Origin of the sequence: Paenibacillus durus ATCC 35681 (assembly GCF_000993825.1) — a bacterium.
Lineage (GTDB): Bacteria > Bacillota > Bacilli > Paenibacillales > Paenibacillaceae > Paenibacillus_AQ > Paenibacillus_AQ durus_B.
Map to the genome: position 1 here is coordinate 1,761,882 of NZ_CP011114.1, position 21,575 is coordinate 1,783,456.

Genomic DNA, 21,575 nt, shown 5'->3' on the forward strand with positions numbered 1-21,575 from the left:
CCATTCATGCCTCAAGTAGTGTTTTTAATTCAATGATCCGTTCTCCGGCAATGTCCAGCACAGACTGTGGAACAGTTGACTCGTATTCCAGACCGTGGGGAAAGGTCGCTTTGCCCAGGTAAACGGCTTCAATCGCAAGTACCGCGTCCGGCTTCTCCAGTTTGCCCTCGACAGCGCGAGTGTTGATCCGCAGAAAGTAATCCCCGCCGCCAGCAGCGTCTTCGATTTTACAGTCATACGTAGCCCGGTAGTACTCCCACTGCCAGCGGATGAAACCAGCCTTTTCGGCGCTCTCGTCCAGATACTGAAGATCGCTTTGCAGCCCTATAAGCCCCGTATTCTCAAAAATCATTGGCGTGCCAACCCCCTTATGAAATAAATCAAATAAAGGTAACCATTTGGCCCAATACCGTATTCTACCTCATGATATTATGTTTAACAGGGCTATGCAAGACTGAAAGCGGGATGGAATACCCCGTTTCTGCCATTTCTGATACAATAAAAGAATACTGCCGCTTCAGGAAGGACAGCCCTTACGGGCGATTCTTCTTTTGGGGAGCGGATTAGGCGAAGGGAATGGATAATATGGAGCAAAAACCGATTGAAATGCTGCAGCCGGATATGGTGGAGTGGCGCCGTTATTTGCATCAGCATCCCGAGCTGTCTTACCAGGAGCGGGAGACATCGGCTTTTGTGGCTGAGAATTTGGAAAGCTTCGGGATTGAAGTGAGGAGAAGCGAGTCTGGGTATGGCGTAATTGGAATATTAAAAGGTGTACAGCCGGGAAAGACGGTAGTCCTTCGGGCGGATATGGACGCTCTGCCCATTCAGGACGAGAAGGAATGCGACTATGCTTCAAAAAAATCCGGCGTGATGCATGCTTGCGGGCATGACGGGCACACCTCCATCCTGCTGGCTGCAGCGAGTTATTACAGCAGCCGCAGGAATGAGCTGCGCGGCGAGGTGCGGTTCCTATTCCAGCCTGCAGAAGAGGTATGCCCGGGCGGAGCGCTTGGCCTGATCGGCGAAGGGGTGCTGGAAGGAGCCGACGCCGTGTACGGGCTGCATCTGTGGACGACGCTGCCGGTTGGAACGGTGGCAAGCGCGCCCGGTCCGCTGATGGCGTCGGCGGACGAATTCTTTATCGATATTATCGGCAAGGGAGGACATGCCGGCATGCCGCACCGGACGATCGACAGCATTGCGGCGGGAGCGGCGCTCGTCACGCAGCTTCACAGCATTATCAGCCGCTTCGTTGACCCGCTGCAACCGGCCGTCCTAAGCGTAGGCACCATTCAGGGCGGATATGCGCAAAATGTTGTTGCGGAACGGTGCCGGATTACCGGAACGGTCCGGGCATACAATACGGAGACCCGGGAGCTGCTGAGACGCAGAATCGAAGAAATGGTGGCATCCGTTCCCGCGGCCTACGGCGCGGAATCGAAGCTGGATTATTTAATGGGCTATCCGCCGCTTGTTAATGATGAAGGGGAGGCGGCCCGCTTTTTCCGGGAAGCGCCTGCGGCGCTGGGCAGTTCGGTACGGGTTGAACGGATCGAGAAGCAGATGCCGGCCGAGGATTTTGCCTATTATGTAAATGAGATTCCCGGGTGTTTCATGTTCGTGGGGGCTGGAAATCCCGAGAAGAACGCGTCATATCCGCATCATCACGCGAAATTCGATTTCGACGAAGAAGCGATGCTGCACGGACTTAAGCTGCTGGTCGCCATGACGGATTCCTGTCTAAACGAAGCGGCGGCCGAATAATTTTACGGTAACCGGAGAACCTATTTACGTAATACGGATGCCAATGCGCCTTCGGCGTTTATCGCCGGCTGTCGGCTGTGTCATCCGTAAAGCGAAAGGAGGGTTCTTCATTGAAGAAAACAGTTCAGGAAGTTATGACCACCCAGCCGGTTACGGTGACCCTGCAGGACAATATTTATGAAGCGGCCGTCAAAATGCGAGATAATGACACCGGATTTATTCCTGTCGTTGATTTTTCCGACGGCAATACGCTCATCGGCGTCGTTACCGACCGCGACCTTGTCATCCGCGGATATGCCGAGAAGCATTCGGGATCGACATCGGTGGAGAGAGTAATGACTACAGGGATTCGCTGTGCTTCGCAATCCACGTCAGTCGATGAAGCCGCCGAATTGATGGCTTCGCAGCAAATCCGCCGCCTGCCGGTAACGGACGGCAAGAAGCTGATCGGAGTCGTGTCCCTCGGCGATTTGGCTGTGCGCAATATTTTTGCCGATAATGCCGGAGCCGCGCTGTCCGATATATCCGAGCAGCATGGCCTGCACTAGAACTGTTCTTATCTATGAGCTCATTCCCGGGTTGCCGGGATGGGCTTTTTCCTATTGCAGCAAAATAGAGAAGAAAGGATTTGCAAGAAGGAGATGGATGTGATTAATAAGGGTCCTTGTCTAGTGCGCAGAGACCGGACAGTACTGCTGGATTGCAGCCACCCGGAGTTCGAAGCGGCCCGGGACCGTCTGCCGATGTTCGCGGAGCTGGTCAAGAGTCCTCCGCTTTATCATACATATCGGATAACTCCGCTGTCGCTGTGGAATGCGGCCGCGCTGGGAGCCTCGGCGGACGGAATCGCGGAATGCCTTGAACAGCTGTCCGGGCGCGGGCTGCCTTCCGGGCTTGCGGAAGAAATGAAGCTGCTGATGTCGAGATATGGGAGACTTACATTACATTCGGCAGATGGAGCGGAGAGGCTGCTGCTGCGCGGCGACAGCGAAGAGCTTCTGAATGAGCCGGAGGTGGGAGCGGTCGCAGCCGCCTGCGGGTTTCACAGAACGGGTCCGCTTGAAATGACCGGTAGCGCAGCCTGCCGGGGAATGCTGAAGCAGGAGCTGGCCCGGGCCGGATACCCGGTGCTGGACAGCGCCGGGTACCATCAGGGCGAAGCGCTGGATATCAGCTGGAAGAAAGCCGATGCTTCCTTCCAGTTGAGGGATTACCAGCGGGAAGCGGCTCAACGGTTCGAGGCTTTCGGCGGCAGCGGGATTATCGTTCTGCCCTGCGGCGCGGGCAAGACCATCGTCGGTCTGGCCGTGCTGGAGGCTTCACAATGCGAGACGCTGATCCTTACGTCCAATGCGACCTCGGTTCGCCAGTGGACCGAGGAGCTGAAGATGCGGACCAATCTGGCTCCCGAATCTATCGGTGAATATACCGGCGAACGGCGGCAGGTGCGGCCGGTTACGGTCGCGACCTATCAAATGCTGACGCACCGCGTTTCCAAAAGCGAAGGGTTTAAGCATATGGGGCTCTTCAACGAACGGAATTGGGGGCTGATCGTGTACGATGAAGTGCATCTGCTTCCCGCTCCGGTCTTTCGGGCAACAGCCGAAATTCAGGCTACACGCCGTCTCGGCCTTACCGCTACACTGGTCAGGGAAGACGGGCGGGAGGGAGATGTTTTCTCCCTGATTGGTCCCAAAATCTATGACTGCCCCTGGAAGACGCTGGAGCGCCGGGGTTGGATCGCCGCCGTACAGTGTCTGGAGGTTCCGGTTCCGATGGAACCGGAGCTGAAGAAGCAGTATCTGTACGGAACGGCCAAAGAAAAGTTTCGTCTCGCTTCAGTCAATCCCGTCAAAGCGGAAATGGCGGCGAAGATCATCAAGGCACACAAAGGAGCGTCCATCCTGGTCATCGGCCAGTATCTTGACCAGCTTGCGGAGCTGGCTGCAGTCGTCGGAGCGCCGGTCATTACCGGGAAGACACCGCAGCAGGAGCGGGCTAAATTGTACAATGCATTCAATGAAGGCATTTTGCCGGTACTGATCGTATCCAAGGTTGCCAACTTTGCGGTCAACCTTCCGGATGCCTCGGTTGCCATCGAGGTGTCGGGCGCGTTCGGCTCCCGTCAGGAGGAAGCGCAGCGGCTGGGCCGGGTGCTGCGCCCGAAGCGGGGAGACAACCGGGCTTATTTCTATACGCTGGTAACGGAAGACAGCAGAGAGCAGGAGTTCGCGCTCAGGCGGCGGCTGTTTTTGACGGAGCAGGGCTATGAGTATACCGTGATGCCTAATTTCGGCGAAGAAACTTTGGCAAGGTTTGAAGAACCGAAATGCGGGAACCCGCGCCAAGAGGAGGCTTCAGGATCATAATGACGATGAATGACCGAGGAATCAGCGGTGGAGATGCGGAGCTTCAGAGGCTGTCCGGCGATGCATGCAGCGTGCTGAAACGAATCTGCGCGGCGCACGCGGACCATCCGTTTCAGGAAGGAAGGGAAGATTCGCTTCGTCCGTCTGAAATGACCCGCGCCGAATTCAGATTGGCGCTTTCGGAGCTTTGGCGGGAGGGATGGCTCGCAGCGGTGCGGAAAATCGGGGGGGAGAGAATATTCTATATTCCGTCTGGAAGATGGGAGACTGCGCAGAATCACTTTTTCCCTATAACTCCTCCTACCTTGAGTTCAGACGGGATTCATTTGTCCGCCCAGGCGGACCCGGGGCTCGCGGGAGAACTGTTCCGCGCACTGCTGTTTGCGGCGGAGGAAGGACTGCCTCTGACCGCCAAAGGGGCCGTCCATAAAAAATATGTTAACTTGCTCGCCGCTAAGCTTCAGCTGAACGAGCGGCATTTACAGGGGCTGGGCCTGCGCTCGCCTTATCCGGAAGACTATCCTCTCCCTGCAATCTTGGCTATGGATCTGCTGCTTCATCTGGGGCTGCTTGAACGGGGTCAGCAGGCTTATTCGCTCGCGGCCCCCTCGGTGGAGAATTGGCTGCGCCTCGATGACAGCGAGATGTTTGCGCTGCTTCTGAGCGCAGTCTCCCGGCGATACGGCCGCCGGACGGCCGCCGACCGGCATTTCCGCTGTCTGATCGCTCGCCCGGCATATCTTCCGGGACGATGGTATTCACTGAAGGATACGGTCGGCTGGATGGAGGCCCAAGGGCTGTCAGCGCCCGGGGATAGAGCCGCGCTTATGGAGGCGTCCGTCGCATGGCTGAACGGCCTTGCCGGATTCGGCTGGTGCGAAGCCGGCGTCACCGCTGAAGGAAGTCCTTGCTTCCGCTGGACTTCCGTGAAGCCGCAGGCGGAGCAGCCTATAAAGAAGGCGGGTCAAGCTGCGGAGCGGATTATCGTACAGCCGGATCTTGAGGTGCTCGTACCGGAGGAGACATCATATAGCCTTCGCTGGAGTCTGGCGTGCTTCGCTGAGCTGGATCAGTGCGATGGCATGTGGAGCTTCAGGCTAACCAGGGAGCGGCTGGAGCGGGCATCCGGCAGAGGGATGTCTCCGCAAGAGATCATAGCCTGGCTGGACCGATGCGCGGATCACGGTCTGCCTGGCGAGGTCAGAGCCGTACTCGGCCAATGGAGCCGCGATATCGGCCGTACGGCGCTTGCAGAGACGCTGGTGCTCTCCTGCAGAAACGAGCAGGATGCCGATTTAATTGCCGGGCATCCCCGGCTGCTGGGCAGCCTGGAAAGGCTCGGCCCCCGCCATTTCGGGGTGAGCCGCGACCAGGCTAACCTGGTCCGCAAGGAGCTCGCTTCAGCCGGTATGGCTCCGCTGGAAGGGCTGCCCAGCCGAAGCGATGAAGCGAAGAGCGCTGATGGATTGTTTCGTCTAAGCAGCCCCCCATCCGGGGAGAGCGAACCTGGCCTCCAATTTACGCTGCCGTCCGATCCCGCCGCAGGGCTGTGGCGCGGCGATGATTATGCCGCCGCCCTGCCGCCGGAGATGCCGCCGACGCTAGCGTCACCCAAGGAGCTATGGCCGGATTCGGCGGATGTGCCGTCCATGTGGATCAAAGAAAGGCGCCGATACCACGCTTCAACTGCCCGTCTGATTATGGAACAAGCCATGAAATGGGGGACGAAGGTAAGGCTAACCATGGAAGAACAGACATGTGAATTTATTCCCTCCCGCATTTTGCCGGGAGCGTGGAAGGTATCCGGATATTTACTCGGCGAATCCGGCGAGACTTCGCAAGAACGGGAGCTTTCCGATGAGGACTGGGACAAGATTCAGCTCGTCGTTCCCTCATTTCCCGCCGTTCCCCCTTCTGCTCCGGGCGGCGGTTGTGGTATGATGGGATAGTCCACCCGAATAGTGGAACACCCATTACGGAAGTCGAGATGAAATTCATGAGCGTAGCGGAATATAATACGGTCGATATGGCCGAAGTGCTGACGGGCGCCTATGAATTGGGCGATATGATTAACCAATCCGCTGAAGTAGCGGATTATTTATACTGGAAGGGACGGGTTGCCGCCAATTCTGATATCCAGAACTTGGTCGGAAAGCTTCGGAGCAAGAAAGAACTTTTCGAGGAAACCGAGCGTTTCGGCCACTTCCATCCGAATTATCATGCAGCCAAGGAAGAGGTTGGGGCGGTGGAGGCCGAATTGGATGAATTCGAGGAGGTTGCCCGCTTCAAGCTGGCGGAGAAGGCGCTGGACGATATGCTCCATTCCATGTCGGAGACGATTGCCTATGCGGTTTCGGACAACATCAAGGTTCCCGGCAATGATCCTTTGCCTAAAGGCGGCTGCGGCAGCGGAGGCAAATGCTCCTGCGGCTGATCCGCCAAAGGAAGCCCAATACAGAAAGGCGGAGTAGCGCATGATTGCGGAACGCACAGGTTATATCATTTGGGTCAGCGACGTAAAAGCTGCGCGCAATTTGGAGAAATACGGCACCCTGCATTACATTTCACGGAAAATGCATTACGCGGTCATGTACGTAAATGCGGATCGTGCGGAGGAAATTATGAAGAACGTGCGCAGACTGTCTTACGTTCGCAAGATCGAGCGTTCATACCGGAATGAGCTGAAGACGGAGTACTCCGGCAGCGAACCGGACAAGACCCGCTATTACGGACTATAAGCCATAGCTGCTCTTCAGGCAGATAGCATACTCTCTTTAACCAAAAAGGAAGAAAGTCCCCTTCGGACCTCTTCCTTTTTTTTGTAACGGGACTTGGTTCTTAATAATTAAACTTATACGAATTATTCTTTGGGAAAATATTCCCGGATTTTACTGACAGTTAATAGTATAGTCCTATTATAAAATAATAAAGTGACTTGATGAAGCGGACAACAGCTGCGAATTGGCGGCGAAGACTAAGCAGGCGTCACTATATTCCTGATTGTGAATAGCCCAATATTCTACGGGAAGCGAACCCTTCTGCAACTGGATCGGTCAGCCGCTTCTTCTTGGAAAGGAGCTTAGGTTGATGCAGAATAAAGTTGGAGAAATAAGCCAGGTGATTCCGAGTATCGCTCCCGGAACCCGATGTGAGCGTGTAGACCGGATTTTCAAGGAAAATCCCACGCTTCATGGGGTGGCTGTAACGGAGAATGATTACCCGATTGCTCTGATTATGAGAGTGAGATTTTACCAGAGAATCGGGACCTTATATGGCTACACGCTGTATATGGAAAGACCTGTACAGCTCATTATGGACCCTGATCCTTTGGTGGTTGACTATGATTGCCCCATTACTGAAGTCAGCAAGCTGGCAATGGGACGTGACAAAGAGAAACTGTATGACGATGTGGTGGTCACTTGCGGCGGTCAACTGTACGGCGCGGTCAGCGTCAGGGATTTGCTGCTCCATTTTGCCGAAATTCAAGCCGAGACAGCAAGTTTTATGAATCCACTTACCGGACTTCCAGGAAATGTGAGTATTAGCGAGTGGTTAAAGGGGGCGCTGGGACAGGAGCACTACAGCGTGCTTTATTTTGACCTAGATAATTTCAAAGCTTATAACGATACATATGGGTTCAAAGAAGGAGACCGGCTGCTTCAGTGGACGGCGGATCTGATCAAAAACGGCATGGGTCCCACGGGAGGACTTGTCGGACATATTGGGGGCGACGATTTTATCGTCGTTCTGGATCATCATCATTATGGAGACTCCTGCCGGTCGGTTCTGCGCGCGTTCGATGAGACGATCAGAGGCTTCTACTCCGAGGCGCATTTTATGAGACAGTCTGTGCTGGCCGAGAACCGCTCTGGAAAAATGGAAGAAATCCCGCTCGTGTCGCTATCGGTTGCCGTTGTAACTAACCGCTTTCGCAGCTTCAATTTAATAGAAGAGATTGCTGCTGAAGCTGCAAGCCTGAAAAAAAGATGCAAGCTGCACAAGGGCAGCTGTCTGATCGACGACAGTCATTTGGAGCCCCGGGCTTATGTATAGCTCCTAAGGGTCAAACTTGTATATCCCGCTCCTGTGGTGGTAAGATGACATCAATACATGCGCGCCAAGACCCTTTATGGTTGGAGTGTGATAACTATGCGCGATAATAAGACTGGCAGCTGGGGCGCTCACGAGCCGTTCTATGTTATGCTGAATGAGTACAGAATCGCCGACCTTGTGATCACAGCCCATGCAAGAAGCCGTTATGAGGGACGGGGCCAAAGCGACGGACAGCCCGGCAAAGATGCCGCTTACTGGCTGTGGCAGTGTCTTAAGCAAAAAAGGGTGCGGGCGCATTCTCCGGCGGAGCCGGAAATGTATGTAGTTGATAATGATCTGGTGATGGCGGCGCGCATTGTGGAAATTCCGGACGAGTCCGATCTTTACGGGAATCCGCTCTACAAGCTGATCGTCGTTTCGTTTCTCGGAAAAATGTCGGAAAATATTGATCTTCGGGATCTGAAGACTTATTATGCCCGGCAGCAAAGTTCACGGCGGATAACTCTCATGCAGAGCGGCCGGAAGAGGCGGTAGCAGAAAGTAAACCATAAGGCGAAGAGGCATGCGGCTGAGCCGCATGTCTTTTTGAAATCTGAGAGCTCGATGAACATAAGTCTTAGTGATAATAGGAGTGTACGAGCATGAATTTTCACCAGCTGCACATTTTTTATACGGTATCCGAAAAAGGAAGCTTCTCCGCTGCGGCCCAGGCGCTGCATATGACGCAACCGGCTGTGACGATGCAGGTTCAGGCGCTGGAGGATTATTTCGGGACGAAGCTGTTCAACCGTTCTACCAAGAAAATTATGCTTTCCGATGCGGGAAGGACGCTGCTTCCGTTTGCGCTGCGCAGCATGGAGCTGATGCGGCAGACCGATCAGGCGATGGCGGCCTATACGCATATGCTCGAAGGGCGGCTGCTGCTTGGATCAAGCCTGACGATCGGGGAATACGTGCTGCCCCGGCTGCTGGCGCCTTTTGGCCAGGCGTATCCGAATATTTCCGTGATGCTGAAGATCATGAACACGACGCAAATCATGGAAGAAATCACGAAGCACCAGCTTAATTTCGGACTGATTGAAGCGGAGGTCACCCACCCGGATATGGTGATCGAGCCGGTGATGGAGGACGAGCTGAAGCTGATTGTGCCAGGTGGCCATGAGCTGGCCGGGAGAAGCGAAGTGCTGCTTGAGGAGGCGCTAAGGTTTCCGTTCGTGCTGCGCGAGCAGGGGTCCGGGACACGCCGCGTGATGGAAGAGCAGCTTCTGTCCAAGGGGATGGATCTGGACGAATTGCAGGTTGTCATGGAGCTTGGCAGTACGGGGGCCGTCAAATCGGCGGTAGAGGCGGGGCTCGGTATAACGATGCTGTCTCCATCTACAGTGCGGCATGAAGTCGCCCTCGGTCTGCTGAAGATCGTGAATATCTCAGACGCTTCGTTCAAGCGGCAGTTTTACGCAATTCATCAGAAATCGACGCTGCTGCCGATTCACGCGGTCACGTTCCTGACTTTTCTGCGGCAGCACGCAGAGGACTAGGAAGTATGGACTGGGATAATGAAAATTGGGGGAGAGTGGGATGACGGATTTTTTGGCGGGAAAAAAGGTTGTTCTGCGCGATATCACAGAGGCCGATATTCCGAAGCTGTATTATCATTATTTTAAATCGCCCGACCGGGAGCATCTGAACTGGAATGATCCCTATCAGCCGCTGGAGCCTATTACCTATGAACATTTTCTGGAGCAGCATAGGACGGCTCTGGAGACGGTCACGACCGATAAGACACGTTCCTGTCTGATTATCGAGATTGGCGGCGAAGTGAAGGGAAAGGTCGGCAGGTACTGGGTGTCAGAAGTTACGAACTGGTTTGAGATCGGCATTGTGATTTATGACTCAAGCTATTGGTCAGGCGGTTACGGTACCGAAGCCTTTCAAATGTGGATGGATTATTTATTTACAAATCTGGATACTGTCCGTCTTGGCATCGGCACATGGTCCGGCAATGAACGGATGATGCGGCTTGCCGCCAGATGCGGAATGGTGAAGGAAGCCCGTGTCCGCAAGGCGCGGATTGTCCAAGGACAATATTATGATGCGATCAAGATGGGGATTCTGCGCGAGGAATGGGAAGAAATGAAGAACTTCGGATGAAAGGGGAGGGATAAGCGGCATGGAAAAAGAATTTCGGGATGCCGGGGCCGCGCCAACCGGACGCTGTGACCTGCATACGCATACCCTTGCGTCCGACGGCATGCAGCCTCCGGCTGAAAATGTGCGTCTGGCCAAGGAGAAAGGCCTGGCTGCGGTCGCCATTACGGATCATGATACGGTGGCAGGGATAGCTGAAGCGCTGGCGGCCGGGGAACAGTATGGCATTACCGTCGTTCCCGGCGTTGAGATCAGCACCCGTGACGGCGGTAAAGACATCCATATTTTGGGATATTATGTCGATTATCGGGATGAGCTGTTTCTAAAGCGGCTGGCTGCGCTGCAGGAGACCCGCGCCGCGAGGAATGAAGCCATCATCGAACGGCTGCGGGGACTGGGCATCGAAATTACGATGGAGGGGGTTATTCGCGGGATTGGCCGGGAGCTAAGGCCGGATGAGAGCGTCGGCAGGCCACATATCGCGGACGAACTGGTGCGGCTCGGAGCAGCAATCGACATGCGTGACGCATTCAATAAGTATTTGGCCGAGGGAGCCGCGGCCTTTGTCTCGCCGCCGCGTATCTCTCCCGGGGAAGCATGCGTCTGGATCGCCGAAGCGAAAGGGAAGGCGGTGCTCGCGCATCCCGGGCTCTATGGCGACGATGAATTGGTGTGCGGCATTCTTGAGGGCGGGGGGTTCACCGGTGTCGAGGCTTATCATTCCGATCACGGCCCCGAAGATGTGGACCGCTACGTTGAAATGGCGCGGGAGTATGGCCTGCTTGTTACGGGAGGCTCGGATTTTCATGGCGCCAGGGGCGGCGTGATCTTTCACGGCGATCTCGGCAGCGTCACGGTCGGAGCGGAAGTGCTGGAACGGCTAAAGGCTTAGAGGGTCATATTCCATATCACCATATACGCAAATAAAGAAGCTTTCACCAAACGGCATGACTGCCGGGTGGAAGCTTCTTTATTGTGTCTGGCAACAGCAGATTAATCAAATGGATTCGTATATGCGCCGCTTTCCATATGAGTCTCAGCTCTTCAGCGTGCTAGGAAGGCGTTTGATCATGTCCTCATCCGGCGTTACGAACAGGGTCCGCTGATGATCATAAATGACAAAGCCGGGCTTGGAGCCGCTTGGTTTGCGCACATGCCTGATCAGCGTGCAGTCCACCGGCACGCTGCTGGATTGCTTGGCTTGGCTGAAGTATGCCGCCAGCTGCGCGGCCTCATTAAGGGTGGCGTCACCGAAGTTCTCGCCGCGTATCACGACATGCGAGCCGGGAATATCCTTCGTATGAAGCCATGTATCATTCGATCCGGCAAGGCGGTTCGTCAGGTACTCATTTTGCAGGTTGTTCTTGCCTACATAAATCTCCAGGTTTTCCGAGGAAGTAAACACCTGAAGCGTCGGGCCGGTTGGCTTCTTTTTCTTTTTGCCCTTTTTATTGCGGTCCCGGAGATACCCGCCGGCGACAAGCTCATCCCGGATTTCCTCGATGTCGTTCAGGGAGGCGTGATCCAGCTGCTGAAGCAGGCTCTCCATGTAGCGAATTTCCTCATGCGTCTTCTCAAGCTGCTCTTCGATGACCGCCAGGCTGTTTTTGTATTTATTGTATTTTTTAAAATAGCGCTGTGCGTTATCTGACGGCGTAAGCAGCGGATCAAGCGGGATAACGACCTCCGCCTGATTCTCATCATAATAATTGATCAGGCGCGCTTCCTTGTCGCCCTTAGACAACGTGTGGAGCGACGCGAACAGCAGCTCGCCGCGGATTCGGTACTGCTCGGCGTCGCCGGCTTCCTCAAGATCGGCCTTCAGATTGGCCAGCTTCTTGACATTTTTGCTCCGCTCGTTCGTCAGGAAGCGGATCAGATCGCTTACTTTCTGCTTGACCGTGTCCCGCTCGGCCTTGTCGCCGAAATAGTCCTCCATACAGCGGCTGATAGTGTCATAATGCTTCGTCTTGCCGGTCAGGAGCATTAGCGGGACCGCCGAGAACACGAGCTTCCCCTTGGCATTCGTGCCGGATACCGGGTCGAACCGGTTCTCTCTGACAGGTGCCATGACGGATTCGAAGGCATCCGCCAGCTTACCGGCTTGGTTCGCGTCCGCTGAAGCTGCGCCGGATTCTCCGGCGCTTTGGCCTTCCTTTGCGCGCAGAACGATTTCCTGCGCAATCTGCGGACTGATGCCGCTGAAGGTATTAACGATCCAGGCCGCGGGATCTTGGGAGGGCGGCTTTCGGTTGCTTTTTTCCGGATGCTCCGCTTCCGTTCCTGCATCCGCTTCATCATTTAGCTCTCCAGGTCCGGTCTCGGCAATGTTGTACAACTCCAAAAATCCGTTCCGCGATATGTCCAGCGGATTATGCTTGTTCTGCTCTGGAGGCTGCGTATACGCAAAGCCGGGCATGACGATCCGGTAGCTGCTGATGGCGGGCGTAACATGATGGATGCCGTCGATAATCGTACCGGCCAGAGCATCGGTGAGGATGATATTGCTGTGCCGTCCCATAAGCTCGATGATTATTTTTTTGGCGGACACGTCTCCCAGCTCATCCCTTTGCCGGATATCGATGTGAATGATCCGCTCCATCCCCACTTGGGTAATGGCCTCGATTACGCCTCCCTCGCAGTGCTTGCGCATCAGCATGCAGAACATCGGAGCCTCAGGCGGGTTCAGGGTGCTTCTTTCCGTAAAATGCAGGCGCGGATAGGTCGGATTTGCCGATAAGAGCAGCTTGCCGCCTCCGCCCGCGCCTCTAAGTGTAAATACAAGGTCGTGATCGCCGGGCTGATATATTTTACTGATCCGCTGGCCAATGCAAGCTTGAAGCTCAGCCGCAATGGCGCGGGTCACGATGCCGTCTAGTGCCATGATTCCAATTCTCCTGTCGCTGGTAAAATTTCTTTCCTCTCTATGATGCCATACTTTTGCCGTATTGCGCAAAATGAACAGGATAAGCCCGGGTGATAATTCGGGACGACCCCGAATACATTGGTCATGAACGGGTGGAAAAGCACTAACGCCGCCGGAAGTCAGAAACGACCGGGAGGGGAATGGAGAGTCATGGAACAAAAAAGTTGGCACCGGCTCAGCAGCGAAGAGCTGCAGAAGATATTCGCGGTTTCGCCGCAGCGGGGCCTTGGCGATGAGGAGGCTGAAGAAAGACTCAAGGAGAAGGGGCTAAACGAGCTGTCGGAGGGCGAAAAAATATCCCCGCTGACGCTGCTGCTCAATCAGTTCAAGGATTTCATGGTCCTGGTGCTGATGGGGGCAACGCTTGTATCGGGGCTGCTGGGCGAATATCTGGATGCGGTCACGATTGTCGCCATTATCGTCCTAAACGGGGTGCTCGGGTTCGTCCAGGAGTTTCGCGCGGAGCGCTCGCTGCGGGCGCTCAAGCAGCTGTCCGCGCCTTCGGCAAAAGCGCTGCGGGGCGGCACCGTACAACATATCCCGGCGAAGCTGCTCGTTCCCGGCGACATCGTGCTGCTCGAGAGCGGCGACCGGGTTCCCGCCGATGTGCGCTGGTTCGCATGCAGCGCGCTGTACTGCGAGGAATCCGCATTGACCGGGGAATCGCTGCCGGTCTCCAAACATTCGGAGCCGATCCATGCGGAGGAAGTTCCGCTGGGCGATCAGAAGAACATCGGCTTTATGGGCACGATGGTAACCCGGGGAACGGGCAGGGCGATTGTGGTCCGTACCGGAATGGATACGGAAATGGGCAAAATCGCGGGCCTGATCCAGAGCACCGACACTCAGGAAACGCCACTTCAGCGTCGGCTGGAGCAGCTTGGTAAAATTCTGATCTACGTCTCGCTCGCCCTGACCATAGTTGTTGTGATCGCCGGGATCTTGCATGGCCAGCCGGCGGTGTCGATGTTTCTGGCAGGGGTCAGCCTTGCGGTTGCCGCGATTCCTGAGGGGCTGCCCGCGATCGTCACCATCGCGCTTGCTCTCGGTGTGCAGCGGATGATCAAGCGCAAGGCGATTGTGCGCAAGCTGCCCTCGGTGGAGACGCTGGGCTGCGCGTCCGTTATCTGTTCCGACAAGACTGGAACACTGACGCAGAATAAAATGACGGTAACCCGCGTCTGGAGCGGAGGGCGCAGCTTTGATGTCACTGGTGAAGGGTATGCGCCGATTGGGGCAATTCTCGACAAGGGCAAGCCAGCGGATCTAAAGCATGATCAGAGCCTGCGAAGATTGCTTCAAATTGGCGCGTTGTGCAACAATGCGGAGATTTACGAGACGGCTTCTGCCGAGACGAGGAGCAAACGTAAAGATAAAGCCAAGGGGAAAGGCGGCGAAGGAGAGACGAAGCCGTCCACAGCCCAGGTTTGGGAGCTCAAAGGCGACCCGACTGAGGGGGCGCTTGTAGCGCTGTCCGCGAAGATGGGGTTGACCGCATCGGCGCTGGCCGTAACTTTCAACAGAGACAAGGAATTTCCGTTTGACTCCGAACGCAAGCTGATGTCGGTGACCGTGACCCATCCCGGCGGCCGCATGGTCTGCACCAAGGGAGCGCCCGATGTGCTGCTGAGCCGCTGTTCGTATATGCTGTGGGAGGGCCAGGTTGTACCCTGCACACCGACCCTGCGGCAAAAGGCGCTGGCCGCGAACGAAGCGATGGCTTCGGACGCCCTCCGCGTGCTCGGTCTGGCTTACCGGGAGCTGCGGTCTAATGAGCAAGCTAATTCAGAGAAGGATGCCGAAAGCCAACTGGTCTTCGCCGGGCTCGCCGGCATGATCGATCCGCCGCGCCGTGAGGTGCGGGATGCGATCAGCGTCACCCGGCGGGCGGGCATCAAGACGGTGATGATCACCGGCGATCACGGCACCACCGCCGAGGCGATTGCGGGTCAGCTCGGCATCCTTCAGCGCGGGGGCAAAGTGCTGACAGGCAGCCAGCTGTCGCGGCTGGACGACGATGCGCTCGACAAATTGTCGGATAGTGTTAGCGTATACGCCCGCGTATCGCCCGAGCACAAGCTGCGCATCGTGAAGTCGCTGCAGCGTAACGGCCATGTCGTCGCCATGACGGGCGACGGAGTGAACGACGCTCCGGCCATCAAGGCAGCGGACATCGGCATTGCCATGGGCATTACGGGAACAGATGTAAGCAAGGAAGCCTCGGCGCTCGTCTTAGGAGATGATAATTTCTCGACCATTGTGTCGGCAATAGAGGAAGGCCGGAGTATTTATGAGAATATCCGCAAATTCATCCGGTATTTGCTCGCTTCGAATGTCGGCGAGATTCTGACGATGTTCTTTGCGATGATGCTCGGTCTGCCGCTTCCGCTTGTGCCGATTCAGATACTATGGGTCAATCTGGTCACGGACGGCCTGCCCGCCATGGCGCTTGGCGTTGACCAGCCCGAGAAGGATTTGATGGAACACAAGCCGCGCGGGGCGAGTGAGAATATCTTCGCCCGCCGGCTCGGCTGGAAGATCATCAGCCGCGGCATTCTGATCGGGCTGTGCACGCTGGTAGCCTTCTGGCTGACACTCCGCGTAGCTCCGGCTGATCCGGCCCGGCTTGTCCAGGCGCAGTCGGTGGCGTTCGCGACCCTCGTAATGGCCCAGCTGTTTCATGTATTCGACTGCCGGAGCTCGCGCTCCGTGTTCCACCGGAACCCGTTCCAGAATAAATACCTGGTGCTCGCGGTGCTCTCATCCGTATTGCTCATGCTGGCGGTGATGTACATCCCGGCGCTACAGCCTATATTCAAGACCGTGCCTCTCGGCTTCAGAGACTGGTCGCTGTGCCTGGTCGCCTCCGGCATTCCGACCTTCCTGATGGGCGCGGCCAGCGTCCTCGGCGGGAAGCACAGCCGGAAGCGTCTCCGCGCTGGCGGCGCCGGCGGCGGACGGAGCCTGCCGAAAAGTACAAAAATTTCGGCATAAAATTAATAGCTTTGTCCTCGTCCTTGCGGTATGCTTGTGGCAATTAATCGAAGGAGTGGACGAAGCATGGAATTTACCAAAATGCACGGACTCGGCAATGACTTCATCGTCGTATTCGGCGAGAAGTCGCTGCCGGACAACGCGGCTGAGCTGGCCGTTAAATTATGCAATCGGTTCTTCGGCATCGGAGCAGACGGACTCGTATATATTCTGCCCTCGGAACGCGGGGACTACATGATGCGGATTATCAATTCCGACGGCTCTGAAGCGGAGCAGTGCGGCAACGCCATCCGTTGCGTCGCGAAATATGTGTACGACCACGGGTATGTGAAATCGGAGCAAATCGTCATAGAAACGATCGGCGCGGGCGAACAGAAGGTTAAGCTGCAGGTGAAGAACGGTAAAGTCGAGACGGTAACAGTCGATATGGGCGAGCCCGTACTGGCTGGTCCCAAAATTCCCGTAAACATTGACGCCGAGCCGGTGCTGGGCCAGCCGATCGAGACGGACGGACAGGAGTTCACTTTTACTGCTGTGTCGATGGGCAACCCGCACTGTGTGATTTACGTAGAAGACGCTGTTAACTTCGATCTGACGACCTGGGGACCTAAGCTGGAAGTTCATCCCCTGTTCCCCCGCAAGGTAAACGTTGAATTTGCCACCGTAAAAAATCGCGGATGGATCGACATGCGCGTATGGGAACGGGGAGCCGGCCCTACACTGGCCTGCGGAACCGGAGCCTGCGCCACGCTTGTATCTTCCGTGCTTAATGGAGTGAGCGACCGTGCGGCATGGGTAAGCCTGAAGGGCGGCGATCTGTACATTGAATGGAATGAAGAAGACAATCATGTGTATATGACAGGCCCGGCCGAAGCGGTTTATACGGGTACTGTTGAAGTGTAATACCCCTAAACTTCAAAAGCTGGGGCCGGAATTTATCCGGCCTCAGCTTTTTTGCTCTGTATGTAAGCGCGACCAATTTCCGCTGATTCGCTTCTGAAAGGAATGGACAGCCGTTCCGCATAAGGTTGGGGATATCCGCAAATAATGGAAAGAGCACAGACAAAGGGGTGGAAAATATGAGCGCGGAGAAAACAACAAAGCGCGGTAAGCCGGGCGGCGGAACGGGCGGCGACGCTCCACGCGCCGGTGTTGTCCGCGCGATATCCGAAGAGCTGACCGAAACCCTTGACCGTATTGAAGGTGAGCTTGGAGGGAGCCCTGATCTGAAGATACGGAAGCTGGTGATAGGAGCCGAACTGCCAATTCGAGCAGCAGTCGTTCATATAAGCGGGCTGGCGGATGACAAAACCATTAACGATTTCGTAATCGGCTCATTAACCCGTGTGAATCAGGCCTCGGGGCAGGTACCGGACGACGGAAGCGAATCGCTGCTGGAATTTGTTATGGAACGGGTGCTGGAGTCGGGCGATGCCGAAATCAAAGAGGATTGGAATGACATTGTCCTGGCGATATTGTCGGGTGATACGGCCATATTGCTTAACGGATGCGCGAGCGCCATCTTGTGCGCGACGCGCGGCGGCGAGAACCGCGCAATCGCTGAACCATCCATGCAGCTTGTGCTGCGGGGTCCTAAGGACAGCTTCGTGGAGTCCATCGGTACGAATATCAGTCTTGTCCGCCGCCGAATCAAGACGCCGAAGCTGTGGATGGAGCATTTAACCGTCGGGGACGCAAGCAAGACTCATGTTGCGATGTTGTTCATACAAGGGACAGTCGATGACAAACTGGTCGATGAGGTCCGAACTAGAATAAACAAAATCAAAATCGATGCGATCCTGGAGTCGGGATATATCGAGGAACTGATAGAGGACAAGACATTCTCGCCTTTTCCTACCATTTACAATACCGAGAGACCGGATGTGGTGGCAGCCAATCTTCTTGAAGGCCGTGTGGTGCTCATCGTTGACGGGACGCCCTTTGCTCTGATACTGCCTGCGGTGTTTACTCAATTTTTTCAATCTCCGGCAGACTACTCCCAGCGGGTCGATATAGCGATCCTGATGCGTCTTATCCGTTACGGCAGCTTTCTTATTCTGCTGTTCGGGCCTTCCATGTATATTGCTTTGACTACTTTTCATTATGAAATGATCCCCACCGTGCTGTTAATCAGTCTGCTGGCGCAGCGTGAGAATGTCCCGTTTCCGGCGTTTGTCGAAGCTCTGCTAATGGAAGGAGTGTTTGAAATATTGCGGGAGGCAGGCATTCGCATGCCTAGAGCCGTAGGCCAGACGGTGTCTGTGGTCGGAGGTCTAATTCTGGGCCAGGCGGCGGTGGAGGCCGGTTTTGTCACTCCCGCTATGGTAATCGTAGTAGCACTGACAGGGATCGCAAGCTTTGCCATTCCCGCCTACAACATGTCCATTGCGGGAAGAATTGTAAGGTTTGGCTTTATGCTTCTTGCAGGCATGTTCGGATTTTACGGAATAACCTTAGGCATGATCGTGACGATTGCCCATATGAACAGTCTGCGATCCTTTGGCATTCCCTATTTGTCGCCTTTTGTTCCTTTGTCAATCCGAGAGCAGCAGGATGCCGTGTTAAGGCTTCCACTGTGGTTTATCCGGCCGGGAACCGTCTCGCCCGCCCGATCCGGAGAAAATCAAACGGAGAAGGGCAAGCTGATCGATTCAGGCCATGAGGACAATCTTGCTCCGGCTATTCAGACCAAGGGGGAGACAGGTCTTATGGATTCACAGGAACCTGAGAAGGGGGGATGAGGAAGGTGAGACTACAGCGGATCATTGCGGTTATTGCCGCAGGCTGCCTTCTGCTGCTTACCGGCTGTTGGGACAGCGTAGAACTCAACCGGCGCGCGATCGTTGCCGGAGTGGCTATCGACAAAGGCCCGTCCCCTGAGAAGAAATACATGCTTTCGTTTCAGGTCATTGTGGCGGATGAGACTACCGGGAAGAACTCCAGGGGGAATTCTCCTGTAGTTCTCTATACCGGAACGGGCCGTTCCATGTACGAAGCTCTCTCGAGCGCTTCCCGGCAGGTCGCGCGATTTTTATCGTTAGGACATATCCGGGTGATAATCATTTCCGAGGAGTTTGCCCGCGAGGGAATCAAGGGAATCATGGATACTCTGGAGCGGGAGAGCGAGGCGCGGCTGACCAGCCTGATGTTCGTATCAAGAGGACAATCGGCCAAGGAATGCATGTCATTAATGACCGCGCTTGGCAGAATTCCGGCTAATGATCTGGTAGGCAAGGTTGAGAACACATCCAGTACCTTCGGTTATAATTTTCGGATGGAGGTTGACGACATTATTCGCGGAATTCAGGTTCCCGGAGGCGGGGCGCTGATGAACGGTGTCTTGGTATCGGGAGACAAAGAAAAGGGAAAATCCAATGAGAATATGAAGAAAATTACACCATCTGCCATATTGAGGATATCGGGAATAGCCGCATTTAAAGGAGATAAATTGGTGGGCTGGCTTGATAATGGTGCGGCGAAGGGACTTGCTCTTATTCAGCACAGGCTTACTCAGTCGCCTACAGTTATTAGGAAAGGCGACGAAGTCATCGTCTTTAATGTATTTCAGAATAAACTTAATCTCAAGACGATAGCTGCTGATCCGGAGCATCCGGCTTTTATTATCCGCGTTACACAACAAGCTTCAATTAAAGAGTTGAATGGCAAGATTGATCTAACGAATCCGATCGCACTGAGAAAAGCAGAGGCTCAGCTGGAGGAATCCACTAAATCAGATATTATGGAAGCTGTTAAAATGGCACGCAGCATGCATAGTGACTATCTGGGCTTTGGAGAGGCGGTGGAACGGACCAATCCCAGAGGATGGAGGAAGGTTAAAGACCACTGGGATGATGCTTTTGCAAGATGCAAGGTGGAAGTGGAGGTAAAGGCGGTAACACAGAGTACCGAAATGAGAAGCCGGTCTATGCAGATGCCAGAATAAAAAGGAGATTCAGCCATGAGCGAGGTAAAGATCGGAATCTTTCAGTGCTTTACATTGACTCTATTATTCGATTTGGGTACGGCGATGGTGGTAAATCTGGGGGTGGATACCGGCAAAGACGCCTGGCTAGCCGTTCTGATCGGTGGAATTGTCGGAATTTTGCCGTTCATGGGATATGTATATCTGTATAAGGCATACCCCAAAGATCCATTAAGCCGATATGCGCGTAAACTTTTGGGAAAATATTTGGGCGGGGTGGTCGCGCTGCTATTTATCGTGTTGTTCCTGATGATGGCAGCCCGCGATTTGCGCGACGGCAGCACCATGCTGGTAATGGCGACAATGCACCGTACCCCGCTCTTTTTTGTCAGTCTGCTGATGGTTTTGTCCTGTGCCTATGTTGCCCATAAAGGTGTGGAAGTATTGGCGCGCACTTCGCTGCTGTTTGGGATTCTAGTCATGCTGATCGGGGGCTTCTGCGGTCTGATGATGTTATTTTCGGGCAAGATCAATCTGCTCAGAATCCTCCCGCTCTTTCAGAATGGAGTCATGCCGGTTATCCGGTCCATACTAATTCAAAACTATATGTTCCCTTTCGGGGAGATGATCTGCTTCACCATGCTAATGCCTTATCTCATGGACAGTCGGAGAGGGCCTTGGATGATAATAGGCGCCATGCTCTTTTCCACCCTGCTGCTTAGTTTAACAACGGTCTTGAACCTTTCGGTGCTGGGTGTCGATATTGTCGCCCGTTCGCCTTTGCCGTTAATGCCTACCATCAGCAAAATATCCATTTCCGACTTCATTCAGCGCTTGGATGTATTGGTGGTGATGGTGCTGATCATCGGGGTCTTTTTCAAAATCACAGTTTTTTACATAGCCGCGCTGGTCGGTATTTCCGATCTGTTCGGTCTGCCTTATCGGACGATGGCATATCCTGCGGCGCTGATTATCCTAGTTATGTCCATGCTCAACGCGCGCGGCTTTACCGAACATCTGGACGAGGGCAAGCGGCTGTTGTATACGGTGTTTCCCGTTTTTGTACTGGCAATTCCAGCGTTGCTGATTATTATCACAGCGGTCAAGCGTCACCGTTCGGCTCCCCGCTCGGATTGATTGCCGGTAATGAAGTGGATGATGTCCGGGATAATCATGCAGCACAGCATAGCCGCCGCTGACAGTTTCTCCGAGGTGGAATATACCAAGTAATTCATAATGAAGCTGATATTGTTCAAGCCGTATCCGAACATCCAGTCTATGAGATACAAGTATAGGAGTCCAAGAGCGCTCAGCAGTACAATTACGGCGTATTTTTTTAGGATCAGCTTTCGAGTCTTTTTTTTCATTGATTTTATCTCCTTGGCTTTTAACCCTA

Annotated in this window: 19 protein-coding genes; 16 read left to right on the forward strand and 3 right to left on the reverse strand. The window is 54.7% G+C overall.

The genetic code is table 11. The annotated features are described in order from the left end of the window. Nucleotides 1-4 precede the first annotated feature (4 nt). A complete protein-coding gene (locus VK70_RS07920) occupies nt 5-352 on the reverse strand; it encodes a YugN family protein (protein WP_025697026.1) in 348 nt (115 codons plus the stop codon). A 233-nt stretch (nt 353-585) separates the two neighbouring features. Between VK70_RS07920 and VK70_RS07925 the strand changes: the two genes are divergently transcribed. The 11 genes from VK70_RS07925 (at nt 586) to VK70_RS07975 (ending at nt 11,229) form a co-directional block, all read left to right on the forward strand. Next, nucleotides 586-1,767 carry an amidohydrolase gene (locus VK70_RS07925; RefSeq protein WP_411431693.1) on the forward strand — a complete coding sequence of 394 codons (1,182 nt, stop codon included), beginning with the start codon at nt 586-588 and terminating at the stop codon, nt 1,765-1,767. 134 nt (nt 1,768-1,901) lie between these two features. Next, nucleotides 1,902-2,315: a CBS domain-containing protein gene (locus VK70_RS07930; RefSeq protein ID WP_081754925.1), complete on the forward strand. Its 414-nt coding sequence runs from the start codon at nt 1,902-1,904 to the stop codon at nt 2,313-2,315. A 99-nt stretch (nt 2,316-2,414) separates the two neighbouring features. Further along, nucleotides 2,415-4,136: a DNA repair helicase XPB gene (locus tag VK70_RS07935; RefSeq protein WP_233277787.1), complete on the forward strand. Its 1,722-nt coding sequence runs from the start codon at nt 2,415-2,417 to the stop codon at nt 4,134-4,136. Next, on the forward strand, nt 4,136-6,085 hold the full coding sequence (locus VK70_RS07940; protein ID WP_046723096.1) for a helicase-associated domain-containing protein: 1,950 nt from the start codon (nt 4,136-4,138) through the stop codon (nt 6,083-6,085). The genes VK70_RS07935 and VK70_RS07940 overlap by 1 nt, the downstream gene beginning before the upstream one ends. A gap of 47 nt (nt 6,086-6,132) precedes the next feature. After that, nucleotides 6,133-6,570, forward strand: a complete 438-nt coding sequence (locus VK70_RS07945; protein WP_025699153.1) for a YlbF/YmcA family competence regulator — start codon at nt 6,133-6,135, stop codon at nt 6,568-6,570. 40 nt (nt 6,571-6,610) lie between these two features. Further along, nucleotides 6,611-6,874, forward strand: coding sequence for a YlbG family protein (locus VK70_RS07950; protein ID WP_025692128.1), 264 nt, complete (start codon nt 6,611-6,613; stop codon nt 6,872-6,874). Nucleotides 6,875-7,223: 349 nt separating this feature from the next. Beyond that, complete coding sequence (locus VK70_RS07955; RefSeq protein ID WP_025699151.1) at nt 7,224-8,189, forward strand: GGDEF domain-containing protein; 966 nt, start codon at nt 7,224-7,226, stop codon at nt 8,187-8,189. Nucleotides 8,190-8,285: 96 nt separating this feature from the next. Next, entirely contained in the window at nt 8,286-8,723 is a 438-nt protein-coding gene (locus VK70_RS07960; protein WP_025699149.1) for a hypothetical protein, read from the forward strand. Between the two features lie 107 nt (nt 8,724-8,830). Next, nucleotides 8,831-9,727, forward strand: a complete 897-nt coding sequence (locus tag VK70_RS07965) for a selenium metabolism-associated LysR family transcriptional regulator (protein WP_025699147.1) — start codon at nt 8,831-8,833, stop codon at nt 9,725-9,727. A gap of 40 nt (nt 9,728-9,767) precedes the next feature. Next, nucleotides 9,768-10,340, forward strand: coding sequence for a GNAT family N-acetyltransferase (locus VK70_RS07970; protein WP_025699145.1), 573 nt, complete (start codon nt 9,768-9,770; stop codon nt 10,338-10,340). Nucleotides 10,341-10,359: 19 nt separating this feature from the next. Continuing rightward, entirely contained in the window at nt 10,360-11,229 is an 870-nt protein-coding gene (locus tag VK70_RS07975) for a PHP domain-containing protein (protein ID WP_025699144.1), read from the forward strand. A gap of 144 nt (nt 11,230-11,373) precedes the next feature. Here VK70_RS07975 and VK70_RS07980 read toward each other — a convergent pair whose 3' ends face one another. Further along, nucleotides 11,374-13,221: an Rqc2 family fibronectin-binding protein gene (locus tag VK70_RS07980; RefSeq protein WP_046723098.1), complete on the reverse strand. Its 1,848-nt coding sequence runs from the start codon at nt 13,219-13,221 to the stop codon at nt 11,374-11,376. Between the two features lie 192 nt (nt 13,222-13,413). Between VK70_RS07980 and VK70_RS07985 the strand changes: the two genes are divergently transcribed. The 5 genes from VK70_RS07985 (at nt 13,414) to VK70_RS08005 (ending at nt 21,316) form a co-directional block, all read left to right on the forward strand. Continuing rightward, nucleotides 13,414-16,257 (forward strand): calcium-translocating P-type ATPase, SERCA-type, encoded by a 2,844-nt coding sequence (locus VK70_RS07985; protein WP_046723100.1) that lies wholly within the window; start codon nt 13,414-13,416, stop codon nt 16,255-16,257. Between the two features lie 66 nt (nt 16,258-16,323). Further along, entirely contained in the window at nt 16,324-17,160 is an 837-nt protein-coding gene (dapF, locus tag VK70_RS07990) for a diaminopimelate epimerase (protein ID WP_025695526.1), read from the forward strand. Nucleotides 17,161-17,336: 176 nt separating this feature from the next. Continuing rightward, on the forward strand, nt 17,337-18,998 hold the full coding sequence (locus VK70_RS07995; RefSeq protein ID WP_025695525.1) for a spore germination protein: 1,662 nt from the start codon (nt 17,337-17,339) through the stop codon (nt 18,996-18,998). A 5-nt stretch (nt 18,999-19,003) separates the two neighbouring features. Then, entirely contained in the window at nt 19,004-20,200 is a 1,197-nt protein-coding gene (locus VK70_RS08000) for a Ger(x)C family spore germination protein (protein WP_158454056.1), read from the forward strand. A gap of 15 nt (nt 20,201-20,215) precedes the next feature. Next, nucleotides 20,216-21,316, forward strand: coding sequence for a GerAB/ArcD/ProY family transporter (locus VK70_RS08005; RefSeq protein WP_025695523.1), 1,101 nt, complete (start codon nt 20,216-20,218; stop codon nt 21,314-21,316). On the opposite strand, the gene VK70_RS08010 is transcribed toward VK70_RS08005, so the two are convergent. Next, nucleotides 21,289-21,546 carry a hypothetical protein gene (locus tag VK70_RS08010; protein ID WP_025695522.1) on the reverse strand — a complete coding sequence of 86 codons (258 nt, stop codon included), beginning with the start codon at nt 21,544-21,546 and terminating at the stop codon, nt 21,289-21,291. The genes VK70_RS08005 and VK70_RS08010 overlap by 28 nt on opposite strands. Nucleotides 21,547-21,575 lie beyond the last annotated feature (29 nt).